Raw genomic sequence first — 17,469 nt, forward strand, 5'->3', positions numbered from 1 at the left:
ATGAAGGAGCCATGCATCGCCCCTCCTCTTGCGGCATACGCTCAAAGCGGTACGTACGATCAGGCCGCCCGCACGATCCGTCGGTGTCACTCCATGTCCACTCCGGATTGCCGCGCACTCGAACGGATCCCCCGGCACTCTCTCTGAAGGGTGTACGCCTTGGTTTCCGCCATCCCGCCTATCCGGAAGTCAGGGGTTGCCGGACGGCCGTCCGGGTGAAACCTTCGACCCTCTGGCTTGTTTCCGTCCCGTGTTCCCGCGACACGTGTTCCGTCAATCGCTTCTCGAAAGTGCTGGACTCATGATCGATCGGCAGGACCGGCTCTGGTACAAGGACGCCGTCATTTATCAGCTGCACATCAAGGCGTTCTTCGACGCCGACAATGATGGCATCGGCGATTTCGCCGGCTTGACCCAGAAGCTGGACTACATCCAGGAGCTGGGTGTGACGGCCGTGTGGCTTCTGCCCTTCTATCCGTCGCCGCTGCGCGACGACGGCTATGACATCGCCGACTACACCTCGGTCAACCCGACCTACGGGAACCTGGATGACTTCCGGCGCTTCATGGAGGAATGCCGCAAGCGCGGTCTGCGGGTGATCACCGAGCTGGTCATCAACCACACCTCCGACCAGCATCCCTGGTTCCAGCGCGCGCGCGAGGCGCCTCCGGGCTCCAACCACCGCGACTATTATGTCTGGTCCGACAGCGACCAGAAATACCAGGGCACGCGGATCATCTTCTGCGACACGGAAAAGTCCAACTGGACCTGGGATCCGGTCGCCAACGCCTATTACTGGCACCGCTTCTATTCGCACCAGCCCGACCTGAACTTCGACAATCCCGAGGTTCTGGAGGAGGTGCTGAAGGTCATGCGCTTCTGGCTGGACATGGGGGTGGACGGGCTGCGGCTCGACGCCATTCCCTACCTGAAGGAGCGCGAGGGCACCAACAACGAGAATCTGCCGGAAACCCACGACGTCCTGAAGGCGATCCGCGCCGCGCTCGACGCCGAATATCCCGACCGCATGCTGCTGGCCGAGGCCAACCAGTGGCCGGAGGACGTGCTGCCCTATTTCGGCGATCCGGAGAAGGGCGGCGACGAATGCCACATGTCCTTCCACTTCCCGCTGATGCCGCGCATCTACATGGCGGTGGCGATGGAGGACCGGCATCCCATCGCCGACATCATGCGCCAGACCCCGGACATCCCGGCCGATTGCCAATGGGCCATCTTCCTGCGCAACCATGACGAGTTGACGCTGGAGATGGTCACCGACACCGAGCGCGATTATCTCTGGAACTTCTACGCCGCCGACCGGCGCATGCGGATCAACCTGGGCATCCGCCGCCGCCTCGCCCCGCTGCTGGAGAACGACCGCCGCAAGATCGAGCTGCTGAACAGCCTCTTGATGTCGATGCCCGGCACGCCGGTGCTCTATTACGGCGACGAGATCGGCATGGGCGACAACATCTATCTCGGCGACCGCGACGGCGTCCGCACGCCGATGCAATGGTCGATCGACCGCAACGGCGGCTTCTCGCGCGCCGACCCGGCGCGGCTCTATCTGCCGGCGGTGCTCGACCCGATCTACGGCTTCATGGCCGTCAATGTCGAGGCGCAGTCCCGCAACCCCTCCTCGCTGCTGAACTGGATGAAGCGGCTGGTGGCGGTGCGCAAGCAGCGCCAGAGCTTCGGCCGCGGCAGCTTCGCGCTGCTCTATCCCGGCAACCGCAAGGTCCTCGCCTACATCCGCAGCCTGGAGACCGAGAACGGGTCGGAGATCGCGCTGTGCGTCGCCAACCTGTCGCGCTCGGCCCAGGCGGTCGAGCTTGATCTCAAGAACTGGAAGGGCCGCATCCCGGTCGAACTGCTGGGCCGCACCGTCTTCCCGCCCATCGGCGACCTTCCCTATCTGCTGACCCTGCCGGCCTACGGCTTCTACTGGTTCGCCCTGACCGCCGAGGCGGAGCTGCCGACCTGGCACGAGACCCCGCCGGAGCCGGTGCCCGACCTGCTGACCGTCGTCGTCCGCGACGGCTGGCACAGCCTGACCACCGGCAAGGCGGCGGATGAGCTGGGCCGCGATGTCCTCCAGGGCTTCCTGCCGCAGCAGCGCTGGTTCTCGGCCAAGGACCGCCGCATCACCCGCTCGCACGTCACGCTCGCCGCCCAGCTTCCGGGGCCGGGCGAGGGCTTCATGCTGGTCCGGACGCAGGTCGGCCTCAGTGGGGTCGGCCTGGACGGCGACGCCGCGGAGCAGAGCTATTTCCTGCCGATGGCGATGAGTTGGGAGGATGGGGCCGGCGGCACCGGCTGGCCGCTGCTGCCCTACACGCTGGCCAAGGTGCGGCGCGGACCGCGGACCGGCGCCATCTACGATGCCGTCCAGGCCGACGGCTTCGCCCTGGCGCTGATCGAGGCGCTGCGGCGCGGCGACACGCTGAAGGCGACCGCCGGCGAGGACAGCATCCGCTTTACCGCGACAGAGGCTTTGGGCGCCATCGAGCTGTCGCCGGAGCCCGAGGTGCGGCGCCTGGGCGTGGAGCAGAGCAACACCTCCGTCCTGGTCGACAGCCAGATCGTGCTGAAGGTGCTGCGCCGTCTGGTGGAGGGCGAGCATCCCGAGGTCGAGATGGGGCGGTTCCTGACCGAGGTCGGCTTCGCCAACACCCCGGCCCTGCTGGGCACGGTGGAGCAGGTCGCCGCCGACGGCACCCCGACCGCCCTGGCGGTGGCGCAGGCCTTCGTCCGCAACCAGGGCGACGGCTGGGCCAGCACGGTGGAGGAGCTGGAGCGCCAGCTTGAGGACATCCGCCTGGGCGTCGCCGGCAGCACCGAGGACGCCGCCGAATCGGGCGAGCCCTTCGGCATGCATCTGGTCATGATGACCACGCTGGGGCAGCGCACCGCCGAACTGCACCGGGCGCTGGCGCAGAGCACCGGCAATCCGGCCTTCGATCCCGAGCCGATCGCCGCCGGCGATCTGGCGAACTGGGCCGATGCCGTCCGCACCCAGGCCGAGGCTGCCTTCGCCGCCCTGCCGGGGACGCTCGACCGCCTGTCGGCGGACGTGCGGACCGACGCCGAACAGCTGCTGGCCCGCCGGGCCGAGGCGATGGAGCGCATCTCGGCGCTGGCGTCGATGCCGGCCGGCGGGGTCAAGACCCGCATCCATGGCGACTATCACCTGGGGCAGGTCGTGCGGGCGCAGAACGACTGGTACATCCTCGACTTTGAAGGGGAGCCGGCCAAGACGCTGGAGGAGCGCCGCGCCAAGTCCAGCCCGTTGCGCGACGTGGCCGGCATGCTGCGCTCCTTCAACTATGCGGCCTGGGCGGCGCTGTTCCGGCTGGACAGTGCCGGCGAGGGGGCCAACAGCGGCGACAGCCCGGCGCTGGCCGCCGCCCGCGACTGGGAACGCCGCAGTGTCGACTCCTTCCTCGACGGCTACCGCACGGCCATCGAGGGCTGCCCGGCCTGGCCGGAGGCGGAAAGCACGGCGCGCGGCCTGCTGACCCTGTTCCTGCTGGAAAAGGCCTTCTACGAGATCGGCTACGAGGCGGCGAACCGGCCGAGCTGGATCGGCATCCCGGTGAAGGGTGTGCTGGGCCTTCTCGACGATGCCGACGGGGCGGGCGCGAAGGAATAACCGGACAAATCCGCGGCGGGCATGGTGTGACGAAACCGCCGCGGGTATGTTCACGTCCGGAGAAGGCGTTCCGGCGTCGGCCGTCATTCCCGCCTTCGCGGGGATGACGGCGTTGGGACAGGTATGGTCCACGAGACGACAGAGCCTCCACGAAGAAGGGCACTTGGCCAATGGCGAGCGACATGACGACGGACACCCGCAAGGACCAGGCGCAAACCGGCGTCTCCGAAAGCCGCACCCCCGAACAGCGCGCTGCCGACCATCGGGCCGAGGCCCTGCGCGCGGCGGCGGACGCCATCGCGCGGGCCGACCATGGCGATCCCTTCGCCGTGCTGGGCATGCAGCAGGAAGCGCCCGGCCGTCCGGTGGAGGTCCGCGCCTTCGTGCCCGGTGCCGAAAAGCTGTGGGTGATCGACAGCGCCACCGGCGAGCCGGCCGGCGAGGCGGAGCGCATCCATCAGGACGGCTTCTATCTCGCCGTGATGCCCGACCGGACGGAGCGTTTCCGCTACCGCCTGCGCGCCCAATACCCGCTGGCGACCCAGGAGTTCGAGGACGCCTATCGCTTCGGCAACATGCTGGGCGAGCTGGACGTCCATCTGCTGGCCGAAGGCACCCACCTGCGCAATTACGAGAAGCTGGGCGCCCACCCGCGCGAGGTCGACGGCGTGGCCGGCGTGGCCTTCGCCGTCTGGGCGCCGAGCGCCCGCAGCGTCAGCGTCGTCGGCGACTTCAACAACTGGGACGGCCGCCGGATGCCGATGCGCCGGCGCGTGGAGGTCGGCGTCTGGGAGATCTTCGTGCCTGGTGCCCATGCCGGCCAGCGCTACAAGTTCGAGATCCGCGGGCCAAACGGCAACCTGATGCCGGCCAAGGCCGATCCCTACGCCTTCCAGGCGGAGATGCGCCCGGCGACCGCCTCGGTCGTCCACGGCCTGTCGTCCTACGACTGGCGCGATCAGGAGTGGCAGAGCCGCAAGCTGGCCGCCTCCGAGCGCACCGCGCCGATCTCGATCTACGAGGTCCATCTGGGATCCTGGGCGCGGGTGCCGGAGGAGGACAACCGTTTCCTGACCTATCAGGAGCTGGCGGAGCGGCTGATCCCCTACGCCAAGGACATGGGCTTCACCCACATCGAGCTTCTGCCGATCACCGAGCATCCGTTCGACGGTTCCTGGGGCTACCAGCCCATCGGCCTCTATGCGCCGACCGCCCGCCACGGCTCGCCGGAGGATTTCAAGGACTTCGTCAACGCCTGCCACCGTGCCGGCCTCGGCGTGCTGCTCGACTGGGTGCCCGGCCATTTCCCGACCGACCCGCACGGGCTGGGCGATTTCGACGGCACGCATCTCTACGAGCATGCCGACCCGCGCCAGGGCTTCCACCAGGACTGGAACACCCTGATCTACAATTTCGGCCGGACGGAGGTGCAGAACTTCCTTCTGGGCAACGCGCTGTTCTGGCTCGACCAGTACAAGCTGGACGGGTTGCGCGTCGATGCCGTCGCCTCCATGCTCTATCTCGATTACAGCCGCAAGGAGGGGGAGTGGGTCCCCAACAAGTTTGGCGGGCGCGAGAACCTCGAATCCATCGCCTTCCTCAAGCGGATGAACGAGCTGGTCTACGGCCAGCAGCCGGGTGCCATGACGGTGGCGGAGGAATTGACCTCCTGGCCGATGGTGTCGAAGCCGACCTACCTCGGCGGCCTCGGTTTCGGCTACAAATGGAACATGGGGTGGATGCACGACACGCTGCATTACATGCAGAGCGATCCGATCCACCGCCGCTACCATCACCATGAGATGACCTTCGGGCTGATCTACCAGTTCTCCGAAAACTTCGTGCTGCCGCTCAGCCATGACGAGGTGGTGCACGGCAAGGGTTCGCTGATCAACAAGATGCCGGGCGACGACTGGCAGAAATTCGCCAACCTGCGCGCCTATTACGGCTTCATGTTCGCCCATCCCGGCAAGAAGCTGCTGTTCATGGGCGGCGAGTTCGCCCAGTGGCAGGAGTGGAGCGAGGCGCGCAGCCTGGACTGGCACCTGCTGGACCAGCCGATGCACCGCGGCATGCGCGACCTCGTGCGCGACCTCAACGGCCTCTACCGCGAGCTGGAGCCGCTGCACAAGACCGACTGCGACCCATCCGGCTTCGAGTGGATCGAATCGAACGACAACGAGAACTCGGTCTTCACCTTCCTGCGCAAGGCCGACGAGTCCGGGCACATCGTCATCGCGGTGTGCAACTTCACCCCGGTGCCGCGCCAGGGCTACCGCGTCGGCGTGCCGCTTCCCGGCCGCTATGTCGAGCGGATGAACACCGACGATGCGAAATACGGCGGCAGCGGCATCGGTAACCCCGGCGGCGGCGTCTATGCCGAGGAGATCCCCTGGCACGGCCGCACCCACTCGCTGGACCTGACCATCCCGCCGTTGGGCACGCTGATCCTGGAGCGGACGGCTGAGTAGCGTCTTCCGCCCAACCCGCACCGGCTCCTCCAACCCGACACCCATCCCTTCTCCCCCCTGGGGAGAAGGTTAGGATGAGGGGGTGCCGAAGGCACGGCCCCGACTTGTACGGGATACTGCACTGTCGCGACCTCGTTCGGTTCGTTCCCGATCTGACCGGTGCGGTGCATTTCACACCCTCTTCCGAGACGGCAGAGGGCGATCATCGCCAAATGCGACCACCCGCCCATGTTGCCAACCTCCCTTGACGCCGCCGGGGGGAGGCTTTCTTATTGGATCCCTTGTGTCTTTTCGGGGAACCGGTGAGGCGTGCGCTGGCTGATGGTCAACAGGAACCCCGTTCCCTCCCTTGATGACGCGTTGCGGACCCAGCGGGAAAACCGCAAGGTGCGGTGCTGCCGATGGTGTGGAACACTGGAACAGGCCCCGAAAACCGTTTCATCCTGTTCCAAACGTCCCATCCGCTGGCCTTCCGACCGGCGACCTGCCGGATCCCCCGTCCCATCGCCGGCCCTGACCATCACCTCCAAGACATCCACCACACAGGCCGCCCGCTGATGCCCCTCTCCCCCGCGCGCACCCCGGTCTGGCCCGGCAAGCCCAATCCGCTCGGCGCCACCTGGGACGGGTTCGGCGTCAATTTCGCGATTTTCTCCGCCCATGCCGAGCGGGTGGAGCTTTGCCTGTTCGACAAGACCGGCCAGCGCGAAGTGGAACGGGTTACCCTGCCGGAACACACCGATGAGGTCTGGCACGGCTATCTTCCCGACGCCCGGCCCGGCCTGCTCTACGGCTACCGCGTCCATGGGCCGTACGAGCCGGAGGAGGGGCACCGCTTCAACCCGAACAAGCTGCTGATCGACCCCTATGCGCGGGCGCTGTTCGGCGGTTTCAAATGGTCGGACGCCCATTACGGCTACCGGGTCGGCTCGACCAAGGAGGACTTATCCTTCGACCGGCGCGACAACGCCCGTGGCATGCCGAAATGCCGGGTGGTGGACGGCGCCTTCACCTGGGGCCATGACCGCCACCGCCGGGTGCCATGGACCGACACGGTTCTCTACGAGACCCATCTGCGCGGCTTCACCATGCGCCATCCGGACGTGCCCGCCCATCTGCGCGGCACCTTCGCCGGCATGTCGACCCAGAATGTCGTCGAGTATCTGCGGGCGCTCGGCATCACCTCGGTGGAGTTCCTGCCGGTCCAGGCCGTCGCCGACGAGCAGCATCTCGTCACCCGCGGCCTGACCAACTACTGGGGCTACAACACCATCGGCTTCTTCGCGCCGGAACCGCGCTACATGAACACCGGCGTCCTGTCGGAGTTCAAGACGATGGTCGCCCGCCTGCACGAGGCGGGGATCGAGGTCATCCTCGACGTCGTCTACAACCACACGGCCGAAGGCAACCATCTGGGGCCGACCCTGTCCTTCAAGGGCATCGACAATCTCAGCTATTACCGGCTGATGCCCGACAGCCCGCGCCACTACATCAACGACACCGGCACCGGCAACACGCTGGATTTCAGCCACCCGCGCGTGGTCCAGATGGTGATGGACAGCCTCCGCTACTGGGTGACGGAGATGCATGTCGACGGCTTCCGCTTCGACCTCGCCACCGTGCTGGCGCGGGAGCCCTACGGCTACGACCCCGGCTCGGGATTCCTCGACGCGGTGCGCCAGGACCCTGTGCTGGCCGACGTCAAGCTGATCGCCGAGCCGTGGGATGTCGGTCCCGGCGGCTATCAGGTCGGCAATTTCCCGCCGGGCTGGGCAGAGTGGAACGACCGCTACCGCGACACCGTGCGGCGCTACTGGCGCGGCGACGACGGCATGCTGCCGGAACTGGCCGGACGCATCGCCGGCTCCGCCGACCTGTTCGAGAAGCGCGGGCGCCGCCCCTGGGCCAGCGTGAACTTCATCACCGCCCATGACGGCTTCACCCTGCACGACCTCGTCTCCTACAACGATAAGCACAACTGGGCGAACGGCGAGGAGAACCGCGACGGCCATTCCTCCAACTGCTCCTGGAACCATGGGGTGGAGGGGCCGACCAACGACCCCGCGGTGACCGGGCTGCGGGCGCGGCAGAAGCGCAACATGCTGGCGACGCTGATGCTGTCGCAGGGCACGCCGATGATGCTGGCCGGCGACGAGCTGGACCACAGCCAGGACGGCAACAACAACGCCTATTGCCAGGACAACGACATCACCTGGCTCGACTGGAGCCGGCGCGACGGGGCGCTGGTGTCCTTCGTCCGCCGGCTGGTCGCGCTCCGGCGGGCCCATCCGGTGCTGCGCCGGCCGCTCTTCCTGCATGGGCGGGAGGTGGCGGAAAACGGGCTGAAGGACATCGTCTGGTACAACGCGCAAGGGGTGGAAAAGACGGCGGAACATTGGCGCAACACCCAGGCGCGCTGCATCGTCCTGCTGCTGAACGGCCGTGCCGGCACCCATGTCGGGCCGGACGGGCAGCCGCTGTCCGACGGCGTCCTGCTGATCGTGCTGAACGCCCATGCCGACACCCTGACCGTGACCCTGCCCGACGTGCCGGGCGGCCGTGGCTGGCGCTGCGTGCTGGACACCCGCATCGACGACGGGGCGGGAGACGAGCGCATCCATCTGGCCGGTCGGTCGGCGCTGGTCGACGGGCGGACGGTCCTGGTCTTCACCCTGGTGGAGCAGCCGGGCATGTGAGGAGCTGGACAGGAGACGGGGCATGCGGTGCCCTGCGATCCTTTGCCCACTGTCCCTCTGCCGGGCGGAGATGCTACCGCGACGGGCGGAGACAACGTGTGTTACGCTGTGCGGCGCGTTTCCGTCACAGCCGCAGCGGAGCTTCGGGTAGGACGATGCCGGATTACGATTTCTCGCAGGTCGACGCCGCGATCATCGACAGCCAGCTCAACACCGCGCGCGTGTTCCGCGACGTGCTGATCCGGCTGGGCTTCCGGCGGGTGGAGCTGTTCGATTCGGTGAAGGCCGCCGCCGGCCTGCTGGGGTCGGTCATGCCCGATCTGGTGCTGGTCGATGCCGACGGCGAGGATTCGGAGGCCTTCCACTTCATCCGGGCCCTGCGCAACGAACCGACGGTGCCCAACCCGTTTGCCTGCGTCATCGTCACCACCTGGGCGCCGACCCCGGCGCTGCTGACCCGCGTCACCAATGTCGGCGGCGACGACCTGCTGATGAAGCCGGTGTCGCCCAAACAGGTGCGCGACCGCATCGTCAGCCTGATCGAGGCGCGCAAGGGCTTTGTCGTCACCGCCGACTACATCGGACCCGACCGCCGCAAATCGCCGCGCGAAGGGGCGCAGGTTCCGGTTCTGGACGCTCCCAACACCTTGAGGCTGAAGGCGACCGGCCAATGGACGCAGTCGGGCGCCCGCATGCTGCTGAACGAGGCGGTCGCCACCGTCACCACGCAGAAGCGGCTGCGCGCCAGCATCCAGGTTGCCTTCCTGGTGGAATTCGCTCTGCTCGGCTTGGCGCGGCAGGCTCCCGACCGCATGTCCATCGACCATGTCGGCCGCATCGGCGGCTTTCTGGACGATCTGCTGCGCCGGCTGGGCGATGACGGCGACCATGCCCCCGTCGAGGCGGTCGCCCGTGCGATCAAGACGCTGGCCGACAAGGTGCGCGCCACCGCCGAAACCGGTCCGGTTGCCGCCGACGACCGCGACCAGCTGCAGGCGCTGTCCCGTGCCCTGATGCAGGCCGTCGATCCCGACCGCGCGCTGGAGGCGATGACGCACGAAGTGTCGTCGGCCGTTGCCGGCTACCGCAGCCGGCTGGAGCAGATCGCCCAGGCCAAGGCCGCCGCTGCGGCGGCGCTGACGGCCTCCACCGCCGCGGCGGCCGACGAGGGCGCAAATGAGGGCGCGACCCGGCCCGTCGCACTGTCCGCCCCGTTGCCGGCTGCCGCCGGCACGGCCCTGTCTGCCGGCTGATGGGAGCCGGCTGATTGGGGAGCGCCGATGGCATAGGCCGCCGTGCGGCATTGACGCCGGCCGTTGCCGCCCCAATCCCTAAGCCCCACCCTTCCTTCCGTACAACCCGCGGGGACCCTGCATGAGTGCTCTCGACCGGCTGGCCGATCTGCTTGGACTTGAACCCCACTATCACGACATCTGGGGCAACCGGCGGGAGACGTCCGCCGCCACCAAGCGGGCGCTGATCGCCGCCATGGGGTTGCAGGCCGCCACGGACGGGGAGGTCGCCGACAGCCTGCGCACGGTCGAACGCCGGTCCTGGAGCCGTCCGCTGCCGCCGGTCCTGATCGGCGGGGAAGGGCAGGGGATCGGTCTGGAGGTCGCCCTGCCGGCCGGCCTGGACGAGGCCGCGCTTGTGTGGGAGCTGACGCCGGAGGGGGGAACCGCCCAGGGTGGCCGTGCCGCGGTCCGCGACCTGGCCGTTACCGACCGCACCACCCTGGACGGCACGGCCTATGAGCGCCGTGCGCTGGGCGCCCTTCTGCCGGTGTCCCTGCCCATCGGCTATCACCGGCTGGACCTGCATGTCGAGGCCGGTGGCGGGACGGAGTTGTCGGGCTCCACCACCCTGATCGTGGCGCCGGAACGCTGCGTGACGGTTGAGGAGCTGGTGCCGGCCGGCCGCAGCTGGGGCATCGGCTTGCAGGTCTATTCGCTGCGGTCGGAGCATGACTGGGGCATGGGCGATTTCGCCGACCTCGCCGGCTTCGCCGAAGTCGCCGGGCGGCTGGGCGCCGGGCTGGTCGGGCTGAACCCGCTGCACGCCCTGTTCCCGGCGGACCCAAACCACATCGGCCCCTATTCGCCGTCCAGCCGTCAATTCCTCAACATCCTCTACATCGACCCGGCTGCCGTTCCCGAATTCGCCGGTGCCGACGATCTGCAGGCCCGGATCGCGGAGCCCGCCTTCCAGACGGCGCTGGCGTCGGCCCGGCAGGCGGAACTGGTCGACTACCCCGCCGTCGCCGCGCTGAAGCTGCCGCTGCTGGAGGCCCTGCACGTCCGCTTCCGCAGCCTCCCCGACGACCACCCGCGCAAGGCCGCCTATGCCGCCTTCCGGCAGGAGATGGGGGCGGCGCTCGACCGCCATGCCCTGTTCGATGCCCTGCACGAGCATTTCTTCCGCCAGGACTCCGCACAGTGGATGTGGCGGAGCTGGCCGGCCGCCTTCCAGGACCCGCAGAGCGCCGAGGTGGCGGATTTCGCCGCGACGCACGCCGACCGCGTCGATTTCTTCGCCTGGGCGCAGTTCGAAGCCGACCGCCAGCTGGGCGAGGCTGCGGCGCGCGGTCGCTCCGCCGGCCTTGCCATGGGCTTCTACCGCGACCTTGCCGTTGCCGCCCACCCCGGCGGCGGCTCCGCCTGGGCCGATCCGGCGATGCTGGTGCAGGGCGCCAATGTCGGAGCCCCGCCCGACCATTTCAACATGAACGGCCAGAACTGGGGCTTGGCGCCTTTGTCGCCGCTGGGCCTGCGCGAGTCCGCCTACCGCCCCTTCATCGAGCTTCTGCGTGCCAACATGCGCCATGCCGCAGCGCTGCGCATCGACCATGTGATGGCGTTGCAGCACCTGTTCTGGATTCCGGAGGACGGCAGCCCCGGCGCCTATGTCGCCTATCCCTTCCACGACCTGCTGCGCATTGTGGCGCTGGAGAGCCGGCGCAACCGATGCGTCGTGATCGGCGAGGATTTGGGCACCGTGCCGGACGGCTTCCGCCCGGCCCTGGAGCAGGCCGGCATTCTCAGCTACCGCGTGCTCTATTTCGAGCGCACCGCCGACGGCGGCTTCAAGTCCCCCGGTGAGTATCCGGCCGGTTCGATGGCGACGGTCAGCACCCATGATCTGGCACCCTTCAAGGGCTTTTGGACCGGCCGCGACCTCGACTGGCGCAAACGGCTGGACCTTTATCCCGACGATGCCAGCCGCGACAAGGACCGCTGGGACCGCGGTGTCGACCGCTGGCGCCTGTTGCAGGCCCTGTCGCGGGAGGGGCTGCGCCCGGACAGCTATCCCACGGAGGACGGCGACCAGCCGTTCCGCATCGCACTGTCCGCCGCTGTCCACGCCTATCTGTCGCGCACGCCATCCCGCATCGTGATGGTTCAGATCGAAGATGCGCTGGCCGACGACGAGCAGCCCAACCTTCCCGGCACGGTGGACCAGCACCCCAACTGGCGCCGCCGCCTTCCCCGCAAGCTGGAGGAGTTGGAGGCTGACGAAGACCTTCGCCACATCGTCGCCCCGATGACCGGTATCGTTCCGCGATGACGACAACCGCCGCCGGCCTTGGGAAAAGCGGGCCGGCGGCGGTTGTTGGAAAAAAAATGTATCGGGATCGAAAAAAGCTCTTCACAGCCCGGCACATGGTCGCTATAAACCCGCCCACACCACGGGGCACGGCGAACGAGCCGCCCCGGTGACGGTCTGGGGGATCGTCTAGCGGTAGGACAGCGGACTCTGACTCCGCCAGCCTAGGTTCGAATCCTAGTCCCCCAACCAACCTTTCCTAGAAATCATTGCACATCAGGCACATAGGGCGAAGCCAGCAGGCTGGTCCCCCTACTGTGCTATCGACGGTTCGGCGCCCTTCACGGGGGAGTGCCGAGGATGTCGTTTGGGGTCCATCTCTACCGCCGGCCTCGACGATCATCACGCCGTCATCGAAGCCACGGTGCAGTGGACGCGGCCGGTGATACTGATCGCGCTCGCTGCGGTGCTGGCCTTCATCCCCCTCACGCTTTCCGTCTTTTGGGGGTCGATGGCCTACACGCTGATCGGCGGTACGGCGGTTGGCACGGTACTGATCCTGCTGTTCCTCCCCGTCTCTATGCGACATGGTTCCGCGGCGGCGGTCAGCGACAGGTCAAGCTCCCATGCCTGTCTGGGAGTAATCTGAAGGGCGTTCGAGGTGGTCGTTTGGCAAGAGGGGCCACCTCAAGGTCCGTCCTTCATCCTGGGCGAACCAAGCCTATCCGACCGGCTGGGGATGGGGACCAGCCCTAACTCTGGCATAGGATCGCGTTGCCTTCGCCACGCGGATCGTGGGCGCCGCTCAAGGTGCCGGCATCGGTGAGCCTGATGGCTCCCGCCTGACCGAAGATCGGCGACAAGGCAGGAAGGGGCGCCACCTCATGCCCCAGAGCGGAAAGAGTCCCTATCGTGGCCTCACCCAGGGACGCCTCGATCTTGAGACTGTCGCGGCTGTCGGAGAATGTCTTGCCCAGAAGGAAGCGGGGCTGGGCAAGCGCCTCCTCGGGTGTCATGCCGTGATCGATCAGGCCGGTGAGCAGCACGGACAGGGTCTGTGGCTGGCCGTCCGCACCCTGGGTGCCGTAGAGAAGGTGAGGGTTCCCGTCCTTGAGGGCGATGCCGGGATTGAGGGTGTAGAAGGGGCGCTTGCCCGGCTCGATCCCGTTGCGGTCGCCGGGGACGGTCGAGAATGCCGCGCCACGGTTCTGCCAGAGGATGCCTGTGTCGCCGATGGGGACACCGCTGCCCCAGTCGAAATAAGTGCTTTGCAGGACGCTGGCACAGCGTCCCTGCTCGTCGGCCGCGGCGAAATAGACCGTATCGCCGTGCCGGTAGGGATGGGGCCAGGGCAGGGCACGTGCCGGATCGATGGCGGTGGCCTTGGCGGCCAGACGCTGCGGATCGAGGAAATCATGGGGGAGCGGTTCGGCACGATCCGGATCGGCGATCAGCGGCCGGTCGAGGAAAGCCTGCTTCACCGCCTCGACCAGCAGATGGTAACGGAGCGGGCTGGTGGGAGGCAGTGCCGCCAGATCGAAGTGGGAGAGGATGCCCATGATCGCCAGCGTGGATAGCCCCTGCGTCGGCGCTGGCGGCGCCAGCAGCGTCAGCCCGCGATAGTCCAGGCTTGCGGAGGCCTCGTCGCGCGTCCGGGTCGCCGCCAGAATCCGCGGCACGGAGAGGAGAGCCGGCGGCGGCCAACCCCTCTGCCAGCTGCCGGCCGAGCCGCCCGTCATAGAAGGACCGGTAACCGTCCTCCGCCAGCAGGGAGAGGCTGCGGGCGAGGCCGGGCTGCCTGAAGAGGGCGGCGGGGGCCGCGGTGAAATGCTCCGCGAAGCCTTCCCACTGCGGGATCTCGGCGCGGCGGAAATCGAACCAGAACTGTTGCGAGCGGCTGGGGACATAGCCGTCCCGGGCCAGGGCGATGGCGGGGGCGAGGAGGTCGGCGAAGGGTTGGGTGCCGCCCCAGAGGTCCGCACCGTAGGCAAGGGCATGGCCCCAGCTGTCGACCGCGCAGGCCGAGGTGACCGTCGAGGCCGGTCCGCGCAGAGGGATGGCACCGTCATAGACGGGCAGGGTCTCCGCCGCCTGTCCGATGCCGAGGAAGCAGCGCTGCCGCCCCTGCCGGTCCGCCACCAGCCAGACGGCGTCACCGCCGATCCCGCAGAAATGCGGCATGACGACCGACAGGCAGGCGGCGATGGCGACCGCCGCTTCGATGGCGGTGCCGCCCCTTGCCAGAACGGCGGCTCCGGCTTCGGAGGCCAGGGGATGCGGGCTGGTGACCATTCCGGGCCGGGCGGCGTTCATCTCTTTCCCCCTCTGGTGGAGCCCGGCCGTCGCTGCGGCCGGGCCTGTTGCCCGCTGTCAGTTGGTCTTGTAGGCGAGCTTGCGGTCGGCCGGCGGCGGCAGGAACCGGCGGGTGAAGACCTGGTCCGGCTTGGGCGTGGCGGTCAGCTGATAGCCTTCCACCACGATGCCGATGGAGCGGGCGAGGCGGGCGTCGTCGACATCGCCGAGGCCGAGCCTGTCGACTTCGGGCGAAACGATGAGATGCTCGTAGGAGAAGATCATGCGGGCGCGTTCAAGGTCTTCCTTGGCCAGATTGTCGTATGCCAGGACCGCCTTCAGCCCGGCGGCCGGATCGCCGCCGATCTCGACCGCCGCCTTGTTGACCGCGCGGACGAGGCCGGCGACGGCGGCCGGGTTGTCCCGGATCAGCTTCTGGGAAACCATCATGCCGTTGGAATAGAGGTCGAGGCCGAAATCGCCGAACAGCAGCCAGTTGTAGTCCTTGGCCGGATCCTGGCGGTTGTTGATCAGGTTGAACCAGCTGGTGATGTTGAAGACCAAGGCGCCGTCGATGTCGCCCTTGATCAGCATCGGCTCCTGCAGGTTCGGCCCCATGTTCTCGATGGCGACCTTGGTCATGTCGACCTTGTTGAGCGTGCCGAGCACGGTGACGAGGCGGGTGGTCGGGGTGCCCTGGGCGCCGCCCAGCTTCTTGCCGACGAGATCGGCGGGTGTGGCAATGTTGGTCGCCTTCTTCGAGACGATGGCGAAGGGCGGCTTGTTCCAGAGCTGATAGACCATAACCGGAATGTCGCCGGGGCGGGTCGCCGCATTCTGGATGATCGCGTTGATGTCGCCGAAGCCGGCGTCATAGGCGCCCGACATGATGCGGGTCACGGTGGCCGCCGACCCTTCGCCCTGGTCGATGGTGACGTTCAGCCCCTCCGCCTTGAAATAGCCCTTCTGCAACGCCAGCAGGAACGGCGCGTCGGAGCCCTGGGTCTTCCAGCCGAGCGTGAACTTGATGTCGGTGTCGGCCGACGCCGTCCCGCCCAGGCAAAGGCCGAGCGCAAGCGTCGCGAGAAGCTTTTTCAACATGGGGAGGCTCCGTTTCGGAAGGATGGGTCAGGCGGAGGCAAAGCCCTGGCGGCGGGTGGCCCAGCCGGTGACGTGCGCCTCGACGAGCGAGAAGGCGACGTAGAGCAGGATGCCGAGGGCGGCGAGCAGGAAAAGGCCGGCGAAGACCAGCGGCACGTCGAAGTTGGAGGAGGCCGTCATCATCACATTGCCGATGCCCTTGTTGGAGGCGACGGTTTCGGACAGCACGCTGCCGACGAAGGCGAAGGTGACGGCGATCTTCAGCGAGGCGAAGAAGAAGGGCATGGTGCGGGGCAGGCCGACATTCCACAGGATGTCCAGTTTGCTGGCCCCCAGCGACTTCAGCACGTCCTCCAGCTCCGGCTCGGTGGTGGCGAGGCCGGTCGCGATGTTGACGACGATGGGGAAGAAGCACATGGCGAGTGCCGTGAGGATGGCTGGCGTGGCACCCGATCCGAACCACAACACGAAGATAGGCACCACCGCGACCTTGGGGATCGAGGAGAAGCCGATCAGCAGGGGATAGACCGTGTCGTAGGCGGTGCGCGAGACGCCGATGGCCGCCCCGATGACCACCCCGACGGTGACGCCGAGGACGAAGCCGATCATCGTGGTCCAGAGGGTCTGCATCACATGCGGCCACAGGATGCCGAAGCGCGCGGCCAGCGTCGCGAAGACCTGGGTCGGGCGCGGCAGGACCAGGTCGGAGACCTGGAGGACGAGGCAGAGGATCTCCCAGGCGGCGAAAAAGCCGAGGATGAGGAGGGCGGCCCAGAGGCGGCGGCGAAGCTCGTAGCTCATGGCTCAGGCTCCCTGGATCGCGGTGTCGCTGCGCGCATCGATGATGAGGTCGCGCAGGCGCTGGTTGAGGGCGACGAAATCGGCGTCGAAGGTCATCTCGACCGTGCGCGGCCGGGGGAAGACGACGGCGCTATCGTCGATGATGCGGCCGGGACGGGCGCTCATCACGCAGATGCGCGAGGCGAGGAAACCGGCTTCCTTCAGATCGTGGGTGATCAGCAGCACGGTGGGTTTGCGCGTCAGCCAGAGTGACTGCATCGTCCCCCACAGCTCCTCGCGGGTGAACTGGTCGAGCGCGCCGAACGGCTCGTCGAGCAGCAGCAGGCTCGGCTCATGGATGAGGGCGCGGCACAGGTTGGCGCGCTGCAGCATTCCGCCCGACAGTTGCCAGGGATAATGGTTAGCGAACTTGTCGAGCCCGACATCGGCCAGCAGGGCATGCACCCGGTCGCGGAACTCCGTCCTGCGCTTGGCGCGATAGTCGGAGCGGAAGGGCCGCACGATCTTCAGCGGCAGCATGACGTTCCGCTCGATGGTCAGCCAGGGCAGCATGGTCGGGTTCTGGAAGGCCATGCCGATGCGCAGCGCCTTGGCCCCCACCTCGCGCCCGCCGACGATGACGGCCCCCCGGGTGGGGTTCAGCAAGCCGGCCGTCAGCCGCAGGATCGTCGATTTCCCGCAGCCCGACGGCCCCACCAGGGCGACGAATTCACCCTCGGCGATCCGAAGGTTGGTCTCCTGCAAGGCCGCGACCGTCTTGCCCGGCTTGCCGAACGAAACGGCGGCCTGCGAAAGCTCGACGGCTATGGCCGGGGCTATGGCTGGGGAGATGGACGGGTGGCCTTGCGGGAGGGCTTCGGATCGGGACATGCGGCGTACCTCGTGGCGGATCGGTGAAACTGTATGCAACGGG

General features: G+C 67.6%; 10 protein-coding genes, 1 tRNA gene and 1 pseudogene. 7 read left to right on the top strand and 5 right to left on the bottom strand.

The features are described from left to right. Positions 1-301 precede the first annotated feature (301 nt). The 7 genes from treS to ACWPN8_RS23065 all read left to right on the top strand — a co-directional run bounded on the left by treS (position 302) and on the right by ACWPN8_RS23065 (position 13,011). Positions 302-3,652 (top strand): maltose alpha-D-glucosyltransferase, encoded by a 3,351-nt coding sequence (gene treS, locus ACWPN8_RS23035; RefSeq protein WP_109447451.1) that lies wholly within the window; start codon positions 302-304, stop codon positions 3,650-3,652. A gap of 182 nt (positions 3,653-3,834) precedes the next feature. Next, positions 3,835-6,123 (top strand): 1,4-alpha-glucan branching protein GlgB, encoded by a 2,289-nt coding sequence (glgB, locus tag ACWPN8_RS23040; protein WP_492242426.1) that lies wholly within the window; start codon positions 3,835-3,837, stop codon positions 6,121-6,123. Between the two features lie 557 nt (positions 6,124-6,680). After that, positions 6,681-8,819, top strand: a complete 2,139-nt coding sequence (gene glgX, locus ACWPN8_RS23045) for a glycogen debranching protein GlgX (protein WP_492242427.1) — start codon at positions 6,681-6,683, stop codon at positions 8,817-8,819. 155 nt (positions 8,820-8,974) lie between these two features. Continuing rightward, positions 8,975-10,072, top strand: coding sequence for a response regulator (locus ACWPN8_RS23050; protein WP_492242428.1), 1,098 nt, complete (start codon positions 8,975-8,977; stop codon positions 10,070-10,072). 121 nt (positions 10,073-10,193) lie between these two features. After that, entirely contained in the window at positions 10,194-12,383 is a 2,190-nt protein-coding gene (gene malQ / locus ACWPN8_RS23055) for a 4-alpha-glucanotransferase (RefSeq protein WP_492242429.1), read from the top strand. A gap of 157 nt (positions 12,384-12,540) precedes the next feature. Continuing rightward, positions 12,541-12,614: transfer RNA gene (locus ACWPN8_RS23060), tRNA-Gln, on the top strand. A 115-nt stretch (positions 12,615-12,729) separates the two neighbouring features. Continuing rightward, on the top strand, positions 12,730-13,011 hold the full coding sequence (locus ACWPN8_RS23065) for a hypothetical protein (RefSeq protein WP_492242430.1): 282 nt from the start codon (positions 12,730-12,732) through the stop codon (positions 13,009-13,011). A gap of 103 nt (positions 13,012-13,114) precedes the next feature. Here ACWPN8_RS23065 and ACWPN8_RS23070 read toward each other — a convergent pair whose 3' ends face one another. The 5 genes and pseudogenes from ACWPN8_RS23070 to ACWPN8_RS23090 form a co-directional block, all read right to left on the bottom strand. After that, positions 13,115-14,041: a gamma-glutamyltransferase gene (locus tag ACWPN8_RS23070; RefSeq protein ID WP_492242431.1), complete on the bottom strand. Its 927-nt coding sequence runs from the start codon at positions 14,039-14,041 to the stop codon at positions 13,115-13,117. A 49-nt stretch (positions 14,042-14,090) separates the two neighbouring features. Next, positions 14,091-14,675 (bottom strand): annotated as a pseudogene (locus ACWPN8_RS23075) (gamma-glutamyltransferase); the annotation flags it as partial. Positions 14,676-14,732: 57 nt separating this feature from the next. Continuing rightward, a complete protein-coding gene (locus ACWPN8_RS23080; protein WP_492242432.1) occupies positions 14,733-15,755 on the bottom strand; it encodes an ABC transporter substrate-binding protein in 1,023 nt (340 codons plus the stop codon). Between the two features lie 27 nt (positions 15,756-15,782). Continuing rightward, complete coding sequence (locus ACWPN8_RS23085) at positions 15,783-16,556, bottom strand: ABC transporter permease (protein ID WP_109447462.1); 774 nt, start codon at positions 16,554-16,556, stop codon at positions 15,783-15,785. A 3-nt stretch (positions 16,557-16,559) separates the two neighbouring features. After that, positions 16,560-17,426, bottom strand: coding sequence for an ABC transporter ATP-binding protein (locus ACWPN8_RS23090; RefSeq protein ID WP_199237605.1), 867 nt, complete (start codon positions 17,424-17,426; stop codon positions 16,560-16,562). Between the last annotated feature and the right edge of the window lie 43 nt (positions 17,427-17,469).

The sequence above is a fragment of the Azospirillum sp. UENF 112521 genome (assembly GCF_058780665.1).

Coding starts and splice junctions, on each gene's coding strand:
- treS (WP_109447451.1), top strand. CDS start 302: ATGATCGATCGGCAGGACCGGCTCTGGTACAAGGACGCCGTCATTTAT.
- glgB (WP_492242426.1), top strand. CDS start 3,835: ATGACGACGGACACCCGCAAGGACCAGGCGCAAACCGGCGTCTCCGAA.
- glgX (WP_492242427.1), top strand. CDS start 6,681: ATGCCCCTCTCCCCCGCGCGCACCCCGGTCTGGCCCGGCAAGCCCAAT.
- ACWPN8_RS23050 (WP_492242428.1), top strand. CDS start 8,975: ATGCCGGATTACGATTTCTCGCAGGTCGACGCCGCGATCATCGACAGC.
- malQ (WP_492242429.1), top strand. CDS start 10,194: ATGAGTGCTCTCGACCGGCTGGCCGATCTGCTTGGACTTGAACCCCAC.
- ACWPN8_RS23080 (WP_492242432.1), bottom strand. CDS start 15,755: ATGTTGAAAAAGCTTCTCGCGACGCTTGCGCTCGGCCTTTGCCTGGGC.
- ACWPN8_RS23085 (WP_109447462.1), bottom strand. CDS start 16,556: ATGAGCTACGAGCTTCGCCGCCGCCTCTGGGCCGCCCTCCTCATCCTC.
- ACWPN8_RS23090 (WP_199237605.1), bottom strand. CDS start 17,426: ATGTCCCGATCCGAAGCCCTCCCGCAAGGCCACCCGTCCATCTCCCCA.